The sequence below is a fragment of the Phycisphaerales bacterium genome (genome assembly GCA_029268515.1).
Classification (GTDB): Bacteria; Planctomycetota; Phycisphaerae; order Phycisphaerales; family SM1A02; genus JAQWNP01.
In genome coordinates this window covers 1-17,840 of record JAQWNP010000016.1, presented here as the reverse complement: position 1 = coordinate 17,840, position 17,840 = coordinate 1, and the positions used below count along the sequence as shown (strand labels likewise).

At 49.1% G+C, this 17,840-nt stretch carries 14 protein-coding genes and 3 tRNA genes; 10 read left to right on the top strand and 7 right to left on the bottom strand.

What is annotated here, in order from left to right; genetic code table 11:
• The first annotated feature begins 17 nt into the window (after positions 1-17).
• From P8J86_10265 to P8J86_10245, 5 genes are all read left to right on the top strand, one after another.
• The gene (locus P8J86_10265) at positions 18-1,931 is read left to right on the top strand and encodes a 2-oxoacid:acceptor oxidoreductase subunit alpha (protein MDG2055077.1); all 1,914 of its coding nucleotides are present in this window, start codon (positions 18-20) and stop codon (positions 1,929-1,931) included.
• On the top strand, positions 1,928-2,962 hold the full coding sequence (locus tag P8J86_10260) for a 2-oxoacid:ferredoxin oxidoreductase subunit beta (GenBank protein ID MDG2055076.1): 1,035 nt from the start codon (positions 1,928-1,930) through the stop codon (positions 2,960-2,962). The genes P8J86_10265 and P8J86_10260 overlap by 4 nt, the downstream gene beginning before the upstream one ends.
• Positions 2,955-4,886, top strand: coding sequence for a tRNA uridine-5-carboxymethylaminomethyl(34) synthesis enzyme MnmG (gene mnmG, locus P8J86_10255; protein MDG2055075.1), 1,932 nt, complete (start codon positions 2,955-2,957; stop codon positions 4,884-4,886). Before P8J86_10260 ends, mnmG begins: the two co-directional genes overlap by 8 nt.
• A 37-nt stretch (positions 4,887-4,923) precedes the next feature.
• Positions 4,924-4,996 (top strand) — tRNA-Thr (locus P8J86_10250).
• Between the two features lie 81 nt (positions 4,997-5,077).
• Positions 5,078-5,160: transfer RNA gene (locus tag P8J86_10245), tRNA-Tyr, on the top strand.
• Positions 5,161-5,253: 93 nt separating this feature from the next.
• On the opposite strand, the gene P8J86_10240 is transcribed toward P8J86_10245, so the two are convergent.
• The 4 genes from P8J86_10240 to P8J86_10225 all read right to left on the bottom strand — a co-directional run bounded on the left by P8J86_10240 (position 5,254) and on the right by P8J86_10225 (position 7,919).
• Positions 5,254-5,838 carry a hypothetical protein gene (locus tag P8J86_10240; protein MDG2055074.1) on the bottom strand — a complete coding sequence of 195 codons (585 nt, stop codon included), beginning with the start codon at positions 5,836-5,838 and terminating at the stop codon, positions 5,254-5,256.
• Between the two features lie 236 nt (positions 5,839-6,074).
• Positions 6,075-6,148 (bottom strand) — tRNA-Pro (locus P8J86_10235).
• Between the two features lie 86 nt (positions 6,149-6,234).
• A complete protein-coding gene (locus P8J86_10230) occupies positions 6,235-6,636 on the bottom strand; it encodes a DoxX family protein (GenBank protein ID MDG2055073.1) in 402 nt (133 codons plus the stop codon).
• Between the two features lie 224 nt (positions 6,637-6,860).
• On the bottom strand, positions 6,861-7,919 hold the full coding sequence (locus P8J86_10225; protein ID MDG2055072.1) for a formylglycine-generating enzyme family protein: 1,059 nt from the start codon (positions 7,917-7,919) through the stop codon (positions 6,861-6,863).
• A 249-nt stretch (positions 7,920-8,168) separates the two neighbouring features.
• Between P8J86_10225 and P8J86_10220 the strand changes: the two genes are divergently transcribed.
• Positions 8,169-8,918 (top strand): SDR family NAD(P)-dependent oxidoreductase, encoded by a 750-nt coding sequence (locus P8J86_10220; GenBank protein MDG2055071.1) that lies wholly within the window; start codon positions 8,169-8,171, stop codon positions 8,916-8,918.
• A 61-nt stretch (positions 8,919-8,979) separates the two neighbouring features.
• Here P8J86_10220 and P8J86_10215 read toward each other — a convergent pair whose 3' ends face one another.
• From P8J86_10215 to P8J86_10205, 3 genes are all read right to left on the bottom strand, one after another.
• On the bottom strand, positions 8,980-9,420 hold the full coding sequence (locus P8J86_10215; protein ID MDG2055070.1) for a hypothetical protein: 441 nt from the start codon (positions 9,418-9,420) through the stop codon (positions 8,980-8,982).
• A 241-nt stretch (positions 9,421-9,661) separates the two neighbouring features.
• On the bottom strand, positions 9,662-11,593 hold the full coding sequence (locus tag P8J86_10210) for a M1 family metallopeptidase (protein ID MDG2055069.1): 1,932 nt from the start codon (positions 11,591-11,593) through the stop codon (positions 9,662-9,664).
• Positions 11,594-11,689: 96 nt separating this feature from the next.
• Positions 11,690-12,739 (bottom strand): hypothetical protein, encoded by a 1,050-nt coding sequence (locus P8J86_10205; GenBank protein ID MDG2055068.1) that lies wholly within the window; start codon positions 12,737-12,739, stop codon positions 11,690-11,692.
• Positions 12,740-13,262: 523 nt separating this feature from the next.
• Here P8J86_10205 and P8J86_10200 point away from each other — a divergent pair.
• The 4 genes from P8J86_10200 (at position 13,263) to P8J86_10185 (ending at position 17,309) form a co-directional block, all read left to right on the top strand.
• Positions 13,263-14,018, top strand: a complete 756-nt coding sequence (locus tag P8J86_10200) for a hypothetical protein (protein MDG2055067.1) — start codon at positions 13,263-13,265, stop codon at positions 14,016-14,018.
• Positions 14,019-14,361: 343 nt separating this feature from the next.
• On the top strand, positions 14,362-15,111 hold the full coding sequence (locus P8J86_10195) for a VPLPA-CTERM sorting domain-containing protein (GenBank protein ID MDG2055066.1): 750 nt from the start codon (positions 14,362-14,364) through the stop codon (positions 15,109-15,111).
• A gap of 396 nt (positions 15,112-15,507) precedes the next feature.
• The gene (locus tag P8J86_10190) at positions 15,508-16,182 is read left to right on the top strand and encodes a hypothetical protein (GenBank protein MDG2055065.1); all 675 of its coding nucleotides are present in this window, start codon (positions 15,508-15,510) and stop codon (positions 16,180-16,182) included.
• A 350-nt stretch (positions 16,183-16,532) separates the two neighbouring features.
• Complete coding sequence (locus P8J86_10185) at positions 16,533-17,309, top strand: hypothetical protein (GenBank protein MDG2055064.1); 777 nt, start codon at positions 16,533-16,535, stop codon at positions 17,307-17,309.
• Positions 17,310-17,840: the final 531 nt, after the last annotated feature.

Below are 17,840 nucleotides of genomic sequence, written 5' to 3'. Positions count from 1 at the left end.
TTACTTGGATCACCTTCGTGTCCACAGCAGAGACGACAACCATGCCGCCCCATACCGAGGTGCCCAGTGAAACGATTCCTCGAGTCGCTATCCGCTTTGCGGGTGACTCGGGAGATGGGATGCAATTAACTGGGGGCCAATTCACCAACACATCTGCATTGCTCGGTAATGACTTTGCGACGTTCCCTGACTTTCCAGCAGAGATTCGAGCGCCAAGAGGAACTACTTTTGGCGTGTCAGGTTTTCAGGTTCATTTTGCCAATGAGAATATTCACACACCAGGTGATATCGTCAATGCGTTAGTTGCAATGAATCCTGCTGCCTTCAAGGTGCACATTGTTGATGTTGAACCAGGTGGGATTGTCATTGTCAATAGTGATGAATTCACGAAGGGAAATTTAAAAAAAGCTGGGTACGAAGCTGGCTATAACCCACTCGAAGACGAAGATCTCGTGAGTCAGTACAGACTATTCCAGATACCAATGTCGAGAATGACGCGAGAGTCGTTGGCCGGTGGAGAAGAATCAGTCCGTGATATTGATCGTTGTCGAAATATGTATGCACTTGGAATTGCTTACTGGCTTTATCACAGGCCGCTTGATGCAACATTGGACTTCTTTGATCACTATCTAAACAAGCAAAAAAAACGACCTGATCTGGCGGCTTTGAATGAAAAAGCGTTAAAAGCTGGTTATTACTTTGGTGAGACTGCTGAACTGTTTGCTACCCGCTATGACGTAGCACCAGCCAAGATGCCTCCAGGTACATATCGCAAGATTGCGGGTAATGAAGCAGCTGCGATTGGATTTGTGACCGCAGCGCAAAAGGCAGGCAAGCAGCTGGTATACGCGGGATATCCGATTACGCCGGCTTCAGATCTCATGCATGCACTTGCGCGCTACAAGCAGTTCGATGTGAAGATGATGCAGGCTGAAGATGAAATCGGAGCAGTCTGTTGTGCCATTGGGGCGAGCTTCGCTGGTGCACTGGGAATGTCAGGTACGTCGGGGCCAGGTATGGCTCTGAAGGCGGAGGCAATGGCACTTGCAGTTATTCTTGAACTGCCACTTGTCGTTGTTGACGTGCAACGAGCTGGACCCTCTACAGGTATGCCAACCAAGACAGAGCAAGCGGATTTGCTTACAGCGATGTATGGACGCCCAGGTGAAGCGCCGGTTGTTGTGGTGGCACCTCAGAGTCCTGCTGACTGTTTTGCGATGGCTATTGAGGCAGTTCGCTTAGCCGTTCATTGCATGTGCCCAGTGGTTTATCTTTCCGACGCATCGCTCGCAACGGGCGCTGAGCCCTGGCTCATTCCTGATCTTGATTCAATTCCAGCCATTAAAATTGAACACCCCACGGCTGTTGAAGGTGAAAAATTTGAACCATATGCTCGTGATGCCGAGACACTTGCTCGACCTTGGGCGATTCCTGGTCAAGTTGGTTTAGAGCATCGGCTTGGTGGTTTAGAGAAGGATGAGCAAACAGGTAATGTCTCCTATGATCCCGAAAATCATGACAATATGATTCGCTTGCGAGCAGAGAAAGTTGCTCGGGCAGCTTCTGTTATTCCACCGCTTGTCGTCGAAGGTGCTGCCGACGCTAAAACGCTGATCTTGGGATGGGGCGGTACCTACGGCTCAATTGCGACCGCTGCACAGCGGCTTGAGCAGCAGGGCATCCATGTTGCCAGGGCACACTTACGTTATCTCAATCCCATGCCAGCCAATATCGAGCAGGTGTTACGTCAATATGATCAGATCATCGTGCCTGAAATTAATACAGGCCAGCTGGCGATGCTTTTGCGAGCTCGGTATCTGGTCGATGTGGCATCAATCAATCACATCCGTGGACGGAGCTTTCAGGTAGGCGAACTTGTTGATGAGATCAAAGGACTTCTCAAGAACGATGGTCAGGTGAAAACATCATGACGACGACTGAGCTTCCCACACTGAAGGCGAAAGACTTTACGACCGACCAGGATGTTCGATGGTGTCCTGGCTGTGGTGACTATGCGGTGCTAGCAGCAGTCCGTAAGTGTTTGCCAACGCTGGGTCATAAAAAGGAAGAATACGTCTTTGTGAGCGGTATTGGTTGTGCAGCGCGTTTCCCGTATTACATGGAAACGTATGGTTTGCACTCTATTCATGGAAGAGCTCCGGCCTTCGCGACAGGTATCAAGATTACCAATCCTGAGTTACAAGTCTGGTTGGTCTCCGGTGATGGCGACCTTCTCTCCATCGGTGGTAATCACACGGTACATATGCTGCGTCGCAATATTGATATTAATGTCTTGTTGCTCAACAACCGGATTTATGGATTAACAAAGGGCCAGGCCTCGCCCACAAGTGAGCGAGGCAAAGTGACAAAATCGACACCTGTTGGATCGCCTGATCGTCCAATGAATCCACTCACACTGGCGTTGGGAGCTGGTGCAACCTTTGTCGCGCGTTCAATTGACGTGGATCTTAAGCATATGGATGCAATGATGAAGCGATGTGCAGCCCATTGCGGTACGTCGTTCTTGGAGATCTATCAAGATTGCAACATCTTCAACCACGAGGCCTGGTTCTATGCCTCGCAAAAAGATACGAAATCGCACAACACCATTCAGTTGGAGCATGGCAAGGCAATGGTATTTGCTGATGGCTCTAAGGGGATTCGTCTTGTCGGTCTTGCGCTTGAGGTCGTAGACATTGATGGCGATGTAAGTGAAAAAGACCTGCTGATTCATGATGAATCCAATCGAACGCAAGCATTCTTACTGGCGCAGCTGGCCTATCCTGATTTTCCAGAACCAATGGGCGTGCTCTATCGTGATGCTGAGGACGAATCAAATAAACCAGTCGAATACGTCTTAGCTGATCAGGTCAGTCAGGCGAAAAAACAAGGAGCGACTGATCTTCAGTCGCTGATTCGCGGTCGTGAGACGTGGGAAGTCAGTGGTCAAGGCAATGAGTGACGCTGTTGGTCCATTTGGCAACATGTCGTCAGTGGTCGCCGAACCATTAGAGGCTTATGACGTTGTTGTGATTGGTGGCGGTCATGCTGGTGTTGAAGCATGTTGGGCAGCCGCTTCAGCGATCGGGCCTGAGGGTCGCGTTGCGCTGGTTACGATGGACCCTTCAAAAATTGGTGTCATGAGCTGTAACCCGGCAATTGGTGGTCTTGGTAAAGGGCAAATCGTCCGTGAAATTGATGCTCTTGGCGGTGTGATGGGCAGAGCGGCGGATGCCACGGGCATCATGTTCAAGATGCTGAATACCTCAAAGGGCGCTGCTGTACGTGGGCCGCGATGTCAGAACGACAAATATGAATATGCACGCGAAGTTCAGCGTCTGATCGCAGGACGCTCCAACATCGACATCATTGCGGCTTGTGTTGACGAGCTTCTTGTTGAGAAAAATAAGATTGTTGGGGTTCAGCTTGAGTTGGCGAATCAGCGATCCGCACAAGTGATCACAGATGCCGTTGTTTTAACAACAGGCACATTCATGCGTGCATTGATGCATACGGGTCAGCAGTCGACACCAGGAGGTCGTGTTGGCGAGGGCAGTGCAGTCGGTATTGCGCATACGCTTGCTCAATTAGGTTTTGAGCTGGGCCGCCTCAAGACTGGTACACCACCGCGTCTTGATCGAGCCACGATTGATTGGGAAGGTTTGGTTGGTCAGCGCGGCGATGAAAACCCCATACCGTTTTCGGATCTCTCTCCAGCGTCTTTGCCTGGGGGCCGTTTCCCTGCTATTGAGCAGACGGAATGTCGCATCACTTCAACGACAGCCCAGATGCACGATTTGATCCGGGAAAATCTAGATAAGGCACCTATGTATTCCGGTCAGATTGATGCTTCTGCCGGTCCGCGATACTGCCCGTCTATTGAAGACAAAGTGGTGCGTTTTGCTGATCGAGAAGAGCACCATATCTTTTTAGAGCCGGAGTCTCTTTCAACGAACGAGGTGTACTGTAATGGCATCAGTACTTCATTGCCGAAGGAAGTGCAGGCGCAATTCCTTTCCATGATGCCGGGCTGTGAGCATGCACGTGTACTTCGTTATGGTTATGCGGTTGAGTACGACATGGTCTGGCCACATCAAATTGACTCGACCACAATGACAAAAAAAGTCGACGGTCTTTTTTTAGCAGGTCAAATTAACGGTACAAGTGGTTATGAGGAAGCTGCTGGACAAGGGCTTGTTGCAGGTCTCAATTCAGCTCGCTGGGTCGTTGGTGGGCACGAAGCAATGATACGTTTGGGTCGTGACCAAGCCTATATCGGAGTGATGCTTGATGATCTTGTCACCAAGACGCCGCGAGAGCCGTATCGCATGTTTACCAGTCGTGCTGAACACCGCCTACTCCTCCGGGCGGATAATTCAGATCAGCGTCTGACCCCGCTGGGGCGAGAGTTCGGTCTTGTCTGCGATCGACGATGGCATTCTTTTCAGCAACGGGCTGAGGCTCAGACGGCATTACATTTACAAATGGAAAGCAATTTTATTGAGGGTAAGTCACTCATGGCTTGGGCTCGTCGGCCTGATTTGAAGCCAGAGCAGTTTCGGGGGTACCTAGTCAATGCTGGAATTGACCCGCCATCCTCAGACATCGTCCAGCGTGTCGTCACTGAGGCAAGATATGATGGCTATCTCAAACGGCAGGCGGCAGAGATCCGCCGCCGCGAGGATGGCGAGAGGCGAGCCATTCCAGCCTGGCTGGAGGCCCACACAGTGAAAGGACTGCGTGGAGAGGCCGCTGAGGCGATTGCTCGTTTTCAGCCAGCTACGCTTGGTCAGGCTGCGCGACTTGCGGGTGTTGGCCCAGCAGATGTGACACTTTTAGCGGTTGCGATCCGTCGTGGCCGGGCTGCTTCGACTGGGACAGGTTGAAGACTGGGTTTAGGGTGTCTAGGCTGTCCTTCTCAACGCCACTGTAGCTCAATTGGTAGAGCACTTGATTTGTAATCATGAGGTTGGGGGTTCAAGTCCCCCCGGTGGCTTTTAGGGGAGCATTGATCTTGCCCAGGAAATGGTCGGGCGATACAGTAGCGACCCATCAAGCGATATGAGCGACACAATTAGGGCGAGTACCCAAGTGGACAAAGGGGGCAGACTGTAAATCTGCTGGCGTACGCCTTCACAGGTTCGAATCCTGTCTCGCCCACTCACCGAGGGCCCCTCAAAAGGGGCCCTTTGTATTTTGGTGTTGTCAGAAAACGGACTGGACTGATGGGCAGTCTTTTACAAGGTCGTGTTGCTAATCAATCTCACCAACTCGTTCGACGACAATCGTATCGTCGAGGTCGAACTTGTGATTCATTTGTTGTTTCATGAAGTCGTCGATCTGATTCTTAGATCCAGTGAGTGTTACTGAGTTGCCACCGCCGCTGCTGATGTCGCCCTCAAGGTTGCCATTTTCAACAGCTTGTTTGAACGTCGTGTAATCGAGCGGAAAGAGCACCAAGTGATGGCCTTTAGATTCACTAGTTTTTGCTCGAATGACGAAGTACTTATCCTTAACTTTAGGGTCCTCTGAATCGAGCAGATTAATGTAGTAGTCACCGTCGAGTTCGGTAACAACGCCGGTTGCCTGTTTCACAACAAACTTTTTCTGATCAGCCTTCCATGAGAGTCCGCCTATCACAATGTTTCCACTTTCCAATGGCTGAACAAAGATAACTTCCTCAGATGGTCCCGTACTCCAGACGCCTGCAAGCTTTTGTACTTGCTCTTCGTCTTCAACAGCGTTGCCAACAGGTTGTTTAAAAACAACGCTTGAACAGGCGCCTAAATAGAGTGCCATGATCACCAGTAAGAAGCTTGCAAATGATCGATAGAGCATGATCAGTCTCCTAGATAGATTTGATAATGGTGGGTCTATAGGTCTCTATTCGAACGTCTAGACTCAGCATTTATTGCATGAATGTCGCCAGGGCCAAACTGTTTTCCGTCGCAATCATAAACCCTAGAAGAACTAGAAAACATTGTTTCCAGAGCATTTATCTGGGATGTAGTTGGTCCTCGTCTTGGATCTAAAACAAAATTTACATGATAAGTAGAGTGGCATGGTTGTCAGAGTCGGGGTGACAGGACTTGAACCTGCGGCCTCGTCGCCCCGAACGACGCGCTCTACCAAGCTGAGCTACACCCCGTGTTCTTGGCGGTAGACAAGAGCGGGGGAGGATACACGCACAAGGAGTTCGGGGAAAGCTAGTCAATACACATGGTTGCAGCGGGCCTAGCGGCTCTTTTGGCTTTTTGATCTGAGGCTATCAATCGACATGCTTCCGCTGCCATGAACCACAATAAATAACAGGCCGCCCATCATGGAGAGATTCTTCAAGAATTGTATTTGGTCCATCGAATCATGGCTGAGAGGTGGATGCATAATAAAGCTCACCGGGATTAGGAATATAAGTAGAAGCACTGCGCCATATCTAGCCCAAAGGCCGAGGACGATAAAGAGACTTCCCACTAACAGCAGGGCGATACAACCTGCCAAGAAGAACCAGCCTGGCTTGATGCCTTTGTCTTGAAGCATCTGAGCACTTTCGGGGAAGTCTAAGATTTTTTGAATGCCTGAAAGGGCGAAGATAATACAGATGAGAATGCGGGCGAGCAATAAAACTAAAGCTTGCATTGGGCGTCTCCTTGTGACCTTCATTGATCGGCATGTCGACTCATGTGTGATGAGAATCGACCGTGCCAATCGTTTGGGGAAGATCGTGCTATTGCCAAAATCTGTTCTTTAGATTTGCTTGAGATTTGCATTCCAAGGCACAACATCATCTTGGCATTCACTGCATGTCAATATGCGAGATCGCCTGCGCGTCTTTTCAATGACGATTGTCGGTTGTGGTTCGGTCAATCTGTTTTGGGGGGCGTTGGCTCAGGAATCAGCACACACCGAAACCCACTATGACTCAAGCTTGTGTCTGGGGTGGTGCTCATGCGGGCACTCGGACGATAGCTGCTGCAATAGTTGGCATGGCAGAGAAATGAGCCCCCTTTTTGTACCCGAGATTCTAAAGCGTGCGGATTGCGTGGGTCCAGCGACTGATCAGGTCCAATGGGATTATTCGTCGACTGACCTTCTGGTGCTGCGCTCTTACGGATGGCATAGAGGTCATGTTGATAACGATCAGCGGTCCATTCCCATACATTGCCTGCCATGTCATAGATGTGCAAGGCATTGGGAGCGAATTGCTTAACGGGTGCAATGCCGGCAAAACCATCCGATGCGGTATCTACTGAAGGGAACTCGCCTTGCCAAATATTGGCCATGTGAACACCATTTGGCTCCAGCTCATGGCCCCAGCTGTAGCGCTGATCGTCTGCGTTATAGCGAGCGGCACGTTCCCATTGCGCTTCTGTTGGAAGCTTCTTGCCCGCCCATTGCGCATAGGCGTTTGCGTCTTCCCATGAGATATGAACAACCGGGTAGTTATCCATTCCTTCAATGGAGGTGCCTGGGCCGCCCGGGCGATGCCAACTGGCGTGTGGTACCCAAGACCACCATTGCAGATGCGGACTCTGCGCGGTTTCTTGCGGCGGTGGAATGAAAACAAGTGATCCGGGCCCCATCATCTCTTCAGGAGGCTTGGGAGTGTTTGGTGGTACTTGCTTCTTAAGCTCTTCCCAATCAACAGGCTTCTCTGCGGTTGTTTTATATTGGGTGGCTTCAACAAAACGCTTGAACTGAGCATTTGTTACTTCGGTAGCATCAATCCAAAAACCATTCATTGTTATTTGATGTGCAGGACTTTCATCGGGTCTTGCATCATTTGCATTGCTGCCCATCGTAAATTCGCCAGCAGGAACCCAGACCATTCCAGTCGGAACGGGGCCAGCATCCTGGTGTTGTAGCGATATCGTGGTGAAGCTGAACGCGATTTTCAAGATAAAAAATGTTATCGAAATCATGTATTGATTATTCTAGGCGAAGTGTTGATGCAAGGCGATCAAAGTGATCCATCAATGAACGCCTCAAGCCGTTCCGATGAGCCAGATCCAACTGCAGGTGAGTAGGTTTTGCAGGTGACGTTTTTTATGGCATTCAGAAAATACATCGAAGCAATGTTGTATTTTCCGTTTAGAAGTTCGAATCGAAGACTGCTGCGTTTCAAGTGGGCAAAGATGTAGAATTTTCATTGGTTTTGGTATGCTCAATTCATGAAACAACTAGATGAAAAGGTAGCCATCATTACAGGTGCGAGTTCTGGTATTGGAGAAGCGATTGCGCACGCCTTTGCCGTTGCAGGGTGTCGTGTTGTTTTGGTTTCACGCAGCTTAGAAAAATTAAAAGCCGTGAGAGAACGTCTGATGAAATCTGAGTCTGAGATCCATGAGCCTTTGGTTCTTGCGGCAGATATCTCTTCGGAAGATGATGTTATTGATCTCTTTAAGAATGTTATTGCCGCGTATAACCGAATTGACATTCTTGTGAACAATGCAGGCATTGCTCTTGGTGGGTTGTGTGAAGAACTCGAACTCTCTGCCTGGCAGAATGTCATCAATACAAATGTCACAGGCGCCTTTCTATGTGGTCGGGAAGCATTCCGCGTGATGAAGCCACAGGGCGGTGGTCGTATTATTAATATTGGTAGCGTTTCGGCAATGGTGCCAAGATCAAATGCGCTTCCATATACCACATCGAAATTCGCCTTAAAGGGTATGACGCACGGAATGGCGCTTGAAGGGCGCGATTATGGCATCTCAGTTGGTGTGATTGAACCGGGAAACGTACACACTCCATTTTGGGAAAGAAATCCAAACGGGCAAAAGATTATGCAAGAGGAGGGTGCCATGGACCCTTCCGACATCGCTCGTGTAGCAATGTTGATGGCCACACTGCCGCCTGATGTCAACATGGTTGAGAGCACCTTGCTCCCACTGAGTATGCCGTTTCTTGGTCGGGGATAGAGAACAGCGTTGTTTGTGATCCGCACTGCCTTTTATTTAAAAAGAGTGCGCGTTGCCTTGTTTAGGCAGTCGATGCCACAGCGGCTAGTCGTTCGTCTCGGTCGATCACAACGAGTGCTAACAAAGTTCCACTGAAGTAAAAGAAATGGCTGGCGGCTGCATCGAAATCGCCGGCAGTTCGAGCACCAAATCCCAAAATGATAAACATAAAGAGTGATGCGACGAGCGTGTACTTGAGGACCGTTGCTTCAGTTTTGAACCACTCACCAAGACACAGACTGATGATTGCTCCAATGGCAATGAGAGACTCAAGAAGAGCAATGCTTAGATACATAGGTGTCTGTGGAAACGATCCCATCCAAGTCTCTGAAAACTGATCGATAAACCACTCTGGCGCGCCACCATCGATCCACTTGCCGATCGCTGCAAGTAGAAATGTCAGTAGAAATATGAGTGTTACAGCAATACGCATCAGCGTCATGGTGAATCGATCATTAGACATTGAGGTTATCCTCTCGTGCTTGGGTCAGAGGCAAGGAGTCAATACGAGATTCGGATCGAACTTCGATATCTGTTTGGAAAAACATTGATCGAACCGATTGCATTGTGTGCTATCGGCTTCTTGGTAAGCGATGTTGAAATTGTGCTTTATTCCTGGTGACGTAAGCGATTATCGATCGCCTATGATCTTCGGCCGTTCCATCGATGCGAAGCTATCTAAAAGCAAGTTTTCGATCGAAGGGTCATTTCACGGGAAGATGTGAGGCATTCCAACGGTTGTTACTGCGGTCGATGTCTGGGAAGTCCTTTTCGGCATCAAGTTCGACGGAAATCAGACGGCTCTTATGATTCACCTTTTGGGTGTTTCTGTCTGAAAGATACCAAGCTTGAACTGGAATGCGTCTGATCATGGTGGTGCCATCCGCAAAGGTCATCTTGAGATCGGCGGGCATCACCAGTTCATTCAAATTATCGACCGTGATCGTGGTGGAAATCGTGCCGTCTTCTTGTTGTTTCGAGCTGACATCAACAAGTTCCTGATCGAGCATGCTGGTTTCCATAAACCAGCCACGCCAGAACCAGGCAAGATCTTCGCCAGAGCTATTTTCCATGATGCGATAAAAATCTGCTGGCTGTGGTGACTTGAATGCCCACGTCTCTATGTACTCTCGAAATGCGGGATCAAAGCGATCTGGACCGAGAATGTGTTCACGCAACATCACAAGTCCAACTGATGGCTTTTCATAGAACAGCGTGCCGCGGATTCGCCCGGGACTTCGATCTGGATAGGTCGCCAATGGAACCATTTCAGTTCGCACCATCTTGCGTGCAAAAGAGTCGGCATTACCTCGGCGGCCTTCCTTGCCCTCGAACCAGTCCCCAAAGGAGTAGTAGTTAATAAACGTGTTGAAGCCTTCATCCATCCATGCATGACGTCGCTCATCAGTATTGACAATCATTGGGAACCAGTTGTGCCCAATTTCATGCGTGGTGACACCGTAAAGTCCACGTTCGGTGCTGCGCCCGCGGCAGAAAATGATCATTGGATACTCCATTCCGCCCTCGGAACCGCTGACATTGGTAGCGGTTGGATACGGGTAGGGGTACCACTGCTTGTTGTAGCCAACAATAGCCGTTCGGAGCATCTGGGTGCTGTCTTCCCAGAGCGGTAGCGCCTCTTTGGGATAGGCCGATGAGATAAAAGTCTCGTCGAGACTGCATGCGTCGTAGATAAATGCATCTGAGGCAGCCCATGCAAAGGTACGTACATCATCGGCTTTAAAGTGCCATGTCAGGTCGCCTTCGCCACTCGGTCGAGAAGCTGGATCGCTGACTTCTTCCTCAGAGCGGATCATGATGGTTTCACTTGAACTGCGCGCTTTGGCCAGACGTTCAATTTGCTGTGGCGTAAAAACTTCATCTTCATTTTGAAGTACACCAGTGGCGACCACAATATATTCGCGCGGTGCTGTAATGCTTACTTTGTAATCTCCGAAGTCGGTATAAAACTCACCGCCACCGATATAAGGCAACGTATTCCAGCCATAGACATCATTGAAGACTGCAACAGCGGGGAACCACTGGGCGATTTCATAGACCTTCCCTTGTTCCACTTTTTCAAGACCGAATCGCGGAGTGTCTCCATCAAGAACTTCAAAGTGCCAATGCACGTCAAATGTGATTCGGCCACCATTTGCTTTTACGGGAGTAGGTAGTTCCACCCGGCCCAATGTGTCATGCACAGCATATTGCAGCGCTTCGCCGTTTTGAGAGAGTGAGTCGATGACAATCCCCTCGGTGAAGTCCTGCACCCGACGGCGCCCTGATCGAACTCCAAGGCTGTCTTGGCGCATTAGATTTTGCTCAAGATGTATCCAAAGATATTTCAGTTGTTGCGGTGAATTATTGACGTATGTGATCTGGGCATGCCCAGTAATCATGTTGGTTTCTGGCTCGAGTTCTACATCAATGATGTAATCGACTTGCTGTTGCCAGTAAGCAGGACCAGGATGGCCGGTCATGGTTCGAATGGCATTGGGTGTCGGAAGATCGAGCTCTGTAAAAATCGTCGTGGTTGGACGAGCGGCTGGTTGCCGCATCGGTGGTTTTGGGCTGCATGCAAGTGGAGCGGCCAGTGTTATTCCGATGAGTATGAAGGCAAGCAGTGACTTCAAGAGTCAGTCTCCTATGAGAGGGCGTCAATATGAAGCTGTTCAATCGAGAAAACAGCATACCCGGAGAACTCAATTGTTCACGATCTTGGACATGAATTAATTGGTGGTTTGATCCAAGTTCCCTGGAGGAGCCAATTCAATCGGTTTGTCTTCCGCAGATTGAGCACCCAGTAGCTGCATAAGGAAGATACGGTTGGGGTTCTCAAGATGCCAAGCACGCAGCTCAGCAATACCAGCGGTTCCTTCCAGCGGTCGCACAGGCGGAACGACCACCACATTCAATCGCATGACTTGGCGTTCTTGGACTTCCACGTTGACGTCAATGGCAAACCCATGTGTTTCTCCGATTGGTTCCAACCAATCAATCTCGACGGGTTGGGCATTTTCAAAGTCTGGCTCAATCAGCATGGCTGCACCTTCGCGCATGATCGTAGTGATCCAAGGTAAATCCAGAATGCCCGGACCTTTTATGACGGCCGCACCTGCTTTTTTTCGCACATCCTTAATCGCTTCAGCGCTCACGTACGTCATGGCGATGGTATGAAGTGATGCGATGACTTGACTGACCTGACGCATCTGTTGGCGAATCTCTGCATCGAGATCTGTCATGGTTCGTCCATTTTGTGACCATTGCAATTGCCGTTGCGGTGCGATGGGGCCATCAGGGATGGCGTATTGATGCAGATCGCGCATCAGATACTCGGGTGTCGTGAGCGTCACTGATGTTTCGAGCAGGGTGGCTTGGTCATTAAAAAGCTCGAACTGTAGAGGCCAGACTTGCGTGAATTCATCAAGGTAAACGGTATGGTCTATCTCTTCTCCATCATCTTTAACAACCCGTACCGGACGAAACCAGTGGGTTGGCGATAGCGGCAACTCGGTGGTCCGAATGCCCTCTATAAACGTATCAGGGCCCATGACCGTGACGCGCATGTACCAACAATGTGTCCGTGTTGGCGTCTTAAGAAGTAAGCCATAGAGTGCCTGATCGCCCGGAGCCCAGCCAATTCGTTCATCTGGGGCTAAATCAAAACCAACCCCCAGATTGCCGGCACTGTCAAAGGCAGGATCAGTAGTCATGACAGGGTTAATAGCCACTTGCTGTTGTTGAACTCGACCGCTGCACCCCAATAGAGCGGTGAGCATGAGCAAGGTCATCAAGGCAGAGATTGGCCCGTGCATTCGCATTTATTGAGAATAGCAGTGTTGCTAAGTTGAAGTGGTCTATGTCGACGTATTCAGCGTCGGAGCCTTGTGAGAGGCAGAGAAAGGCCACTTCTATGTTTTCTATGCTTTCTATGTTTGCTCTGCGTTCAGATTCTGTCATAGCAGTGGTCTCGATAGCCTGCTGACCAGTAGGTTAAGTTGAAGGAACAGTCGTTTTCATACGCTTGGTTTGAGACTGTAAGCAACAACAATTCTCTACTTCGGGTGACCTACTTCCGCAGGCGCATCGTTCTTTAGACCAGCCGATAAAACACTCCGTTAGAGATTCAGGAATTGTCTTCAGGTAGCGAAGAATATTGGATTGCTCTTTATGCAAACATAAGTATTGAAACGGATTACCAACATCACTAGTTTGCATTTGAAAACTCTTATTAATGGCGGGGGCGCCAAAATGAGAAGAGTGTGTTTCTTGAAAAACTCGCGAAGGGGAGGTTGTGTCTGTATGTCTAGGATAAAAAATATTAACAAGACCGCGGTGGCGCTAGTGACTGGTCTGACATTCACGGTTGTTGGCTTTGTTCATGCCGATCCAATCACTTTTGATTCGTATGACGGTAACGGTGTAGCGGAGTGGCAAATCGGCGACAATCCGCAAGGTGGGGTTACGAACAACAACCCCCCCGACAATCCATTTAGTTTCAGTAATGGCGGTGAAGACCAACAAGGGAGCAGTGAAGCGCGTGCTCAGTACGAACTGGGTGCTGAATGGGGTTCGAATTATTACAACCAGAGTAGCGCTGTGAAGGGTGAAATGCTCTTCTCAGAAGGTGGCGAAGCGCCTGGTTTTGCCTACGCCTCTACCGGAAGTTTATTTACGTTTACAGCTGCTTCAAATATGTCTATATCGATCAGTATGTCGATGTTTGCGACCAGTGGAGATACTGGAATTTCCAATTCTGTGACTGGCGATATTGACCTCAATGGCGCTAGCCTAGCGAGCTGGTCTTATGCAAGTGATGGTAGTAGTTACCAAAACACTTGGAGCTTTCAAGCAGGTGATGAAATTGCGATTGAACTAACAGCTGGAGCTGGCGCTACGTTCGGTAACGATCGCCGTGAAAATATCGTCGGAAAGGCAGACTACATTTTCGGCCTCGAAGCCTATTCGACGATGGTTCCACTGCCCTCAGCGGCACTGGCTGGTCTCTTGGGTCTTGGAGGGGTTATTGGCTGCCCACGCCGGCGCCGCTTGGCCTGATTCAAACCCACTTGGGGACAGACAAAAATACGAGACAAATCAATTGCCTCGCATCAACGCCTGGGCCGTTCTTTGGGGGGTCCAGGCGTCCTTTTTTAACAGAAAAACAGCCCTTATAGATCTCATTGTGAGGATCTAGACGTTGCCGTTCTAGGTGATATACGTAGTTCAAGGGCAAGGGATTGTCCGATAACAACAACCTTAACTGTCTTTGAGTAAATCATTGTTACCTAGAGGCTTGTGGTTCTGTCCACAGTTCTACTAGACTAGCTCCCTTGGTCCTCACCCGATATCCGTCTTTAACTGACGTAGGGTGAGGTCCTTAACCCGGGGAGTTAGAAAGATGAGCGTGTTTCACAATAACTTATTGGTCATCGCCGCTGCGACACCTATAGCAGTCTGTAGCTTTGTTCAAGCGGATGCAATTGATATTACGACAGTCAGTAACAGCATTGATGCCTTGGCATATTTGGACCCTTTCAATACTGATGCTGATGCAACCGGCGATGTGGGTAACAACCCATGGTCAGGGAGCGCTAACGCAGAGCTAAGTAATAGTTCGGGTGCAGTCCAAGCCATGGGTACAGGCAATACCTCATGGAATGGAAACAGTTTCCAATCTTCGTATACAAACAATACAAGCGTTTCAAACGATATCAAAGAAGAGTTCAATGCTGACGCTAAATCAACGGTGTCTGCAGTTTTTACGGCTTTGGAAACGACCAGCTACCAACTGACCATTGCTATTACTGCTCTAAATTATATTGTTAGTACTGATCAGGTCAGCGGCAACTTTAGTCTTCAATCGACAGGTGCGATCCTTCATGAATGGTCCGGCTCCCAAGCTGCCGGATCTGCAACCTTCACGTTTACTGGATCAATCACCGCTGGTGACTCTTTTGTTCTCACGACCTCAGCTTCGAGTCTTCTCAATAGTTCTGGTACTGATGCCTTTGCTGGCAACTCGACGACAACTGGCCTCGCATCGTTTGACTTGAGCTTTGTAGCAGGCACGGTGATCCCACTGCCAGCAGCAGGTTTTATGGGTCTCGCAGGTCTAGGTGGATTGATGATCAGCCGCCGCCGCCGGTAAAAACGCTATTGAGACTTAGAAAAATCCCAGCCCAATCTTCCCCAGGCCTATGGCCTGGGTTTTTTGTGGCCCAAAGAAAGGTCTTAGAAGTTCATATGGGTCCTTATGACGTCAAAATAGGGCATTTAGGGCATTTAGGGCATTTGGTACCAGATGTGCAGATTTAGTAAAGGCGTCTTTTTCCGGCGGTATTTTGGTAATCAATTACGCATTAGTCGAGGACTGTGGTAGCCTTTAGCACTTGTTTACAGGGGCGAGTAGCGCAATAACAGCGTTTACTGAGGAGTAGAGATTGGTGGTCTCAGGGGAGTCCAACAATTTTGGTGAGAGAGAAAGAGACCGTTGCGAAGATCAGTAAAGACAATATCGGGTTTAACTGGGCTGCTTGTTCTGGGTATGGCCAGCACTGTTACATCTGCAGATCTTCTGAACTTTCACGAAGGAGCCTTCGAAATCTCCGCCAGCTCCGAAATTGGGCCGGACCAATCTATTGATACTGACAGTCAGTCGGGCGATCTGAGTACCAATCCATTTGACCTCATGGTGAGTACCAGTGCATCGCTCGGCGGTTTCCAGACGTCGGCCTCTGCGAGTCAGCTGACCGCTTGGAATGGAAGTTCCATTACTTCTATGGGCGCTTCCCTTGCTGGTCTTTCGGTAGGCTCTACAGGCTCTGTTACCTGGAATAGCAACTCATTGACCAATTTTTACATTGAGTTCACTGCAACCGAGAATGTGTTGTTTGACCTGTCGGGATCTGTACAAGGAGCCAACGGTAATTTCGCCAACGTCCTGTTAGAGAATCTCGATACGGGCGTAGAAATTGAAGCATACAGTTCAGATTCAGCTTTAAGTCCCTTTGCTGCGAGTGGATCGCTTGTTGCCGGCGTCAACTATCGATTACAAGCTAATTCCGCCGCTCTTTCTGAGGGTATCGCTGGTCTTTCTAGTGAGTTGAACGCAACGGGTTTCAATGTGGACTTTTCCGTTACTGCTATTCCGGGGCCTGGTGCATTGAGTCTTCTGTGCGTAGGTGGGTTCTTCCGATCCTCACGCCGTCGAAGAGGCTGAACCAGTTATAAAACTAATTCAAAGTTGATGCTCGCGGTATGGCGCGTTTTTTCTACTGCGCGATCGTCGCATTGCTAGCGATTGCAATGAACTGACATCGGTTATCAGTCGTGAATTGTGCTATCGGACACTGAGTGCAAATAAAGTAGGCATGGCACCTAGAATATTGTGCTAAGTATTTGTTAACAATGGTTTTGGGTATATCTTTTGGCAGCGACTCATAGCAGAGTTGCCGTTTTTGAAGTGCTCAAGAGACGAGTGCCTTGTTGGCATTTGCAGTAGTCAATGTGGACTGTTGTGATAAAGATCTCAAGAGTTGAAATAGAAAAAGTGATGTCGGGGGATCTCACATGAAACTGAAGAAGAGAGTGAAGTTAGTCGTAGCTGCTTCCATGCTCGGGTTAAGTTCTGTTGCATTGGCGGACAATATTCATGTGTCCAATGCAGATATGTTTACCGATGCATGGGCGGCGTTGGGTAGCTGGGGCCATCAATACCATTGGGACGACGGTGATGAGAGTAATAATCCATGGCTGTCATTTGTAGAATCGCAAGATCCAGGTTTCATAGGCCACAGTCATGCTGTAGGGATTCAGGAGACTGGATGGGATGGTTTCGGTATCGAATCAGCTGGCCTGGGTGCTGGTGGGTTTAGTTACTGGGCTGATGGCGGTGAATCATCACCTGATGACAATGAAGGTTTCTGGGAAGCCGATGGACGATCACAAATGAAAACGACGTTTACGGCAGTAGAGGCTGCAAACTTCGAACTAAACGTTGCCTATCAATCAACTCTTGGTCACACCTCAATGGGCCCAGAAAATTCTTTTGGCTACCTGGAAGATGTAACGACCGGTACGATCATTGTCGATTGGAGTGCTGCCACTAGTGGCGGTATGGGCTCTCTAACGGAGTCTGGAATGCTGGTGGCAGGTCATGAATACCAGTTGTTTGCTTCAGCGCTTGGTGGTTCAAAGCACGGTCATGGACACTTTGGCGAGAGCTCATACGAACTTGAGTTCGTGACTTCTTACCTGGTGCCAATGCCTGCGGCAGCTATGTATGGTCTCGCGGGTTTAAGTGGACTTGGCCTCAGTCGTAGACGCCGCCGTCGCACTGACGCTTAATCAATCTAAATCGCTCATTAGACGAATGAAGCCAGGGGAACTTGCGGATGACCGCATGCCCCTGGCTTTTTTATTCAGGTCAGTTTTTAGAGATTCCTATGAAAGTGCTCGTGATTGCCATAGTTAAGCTTTTTCGCGATCGCGATGAGGGTTCTTATTTATCGGACAACAGCACTGCTGCGGGGGCACAAAAAAAGCGTCTAAGTGGTTTATAAAAAGTGACTTAGACAGCACGCGCAGAAACGGCGCTATTTTTAATAAAGTTCATCCTCTCTCATGTGTCAAAAATAGCCAAAATGCTCATTTTTGGATCTATATGATCGATTTATCAATTCTTTTGACGCCAAAATGCTTTGGCTAAGTCCTTGAATTGGTTACGGCAGTCGGTTACCTTGGTGGCTGTGCCTGGGGCCAACTAGAAGGTTGGAATAGCCTGGGGGGAACTTTGAAGAGAATTTCTAGGGGAAATCAAGAAATGAATAAGACTATCGTTACCACTATTGGTGCAGCTGGCGTTTTAGCGCTGTCTAG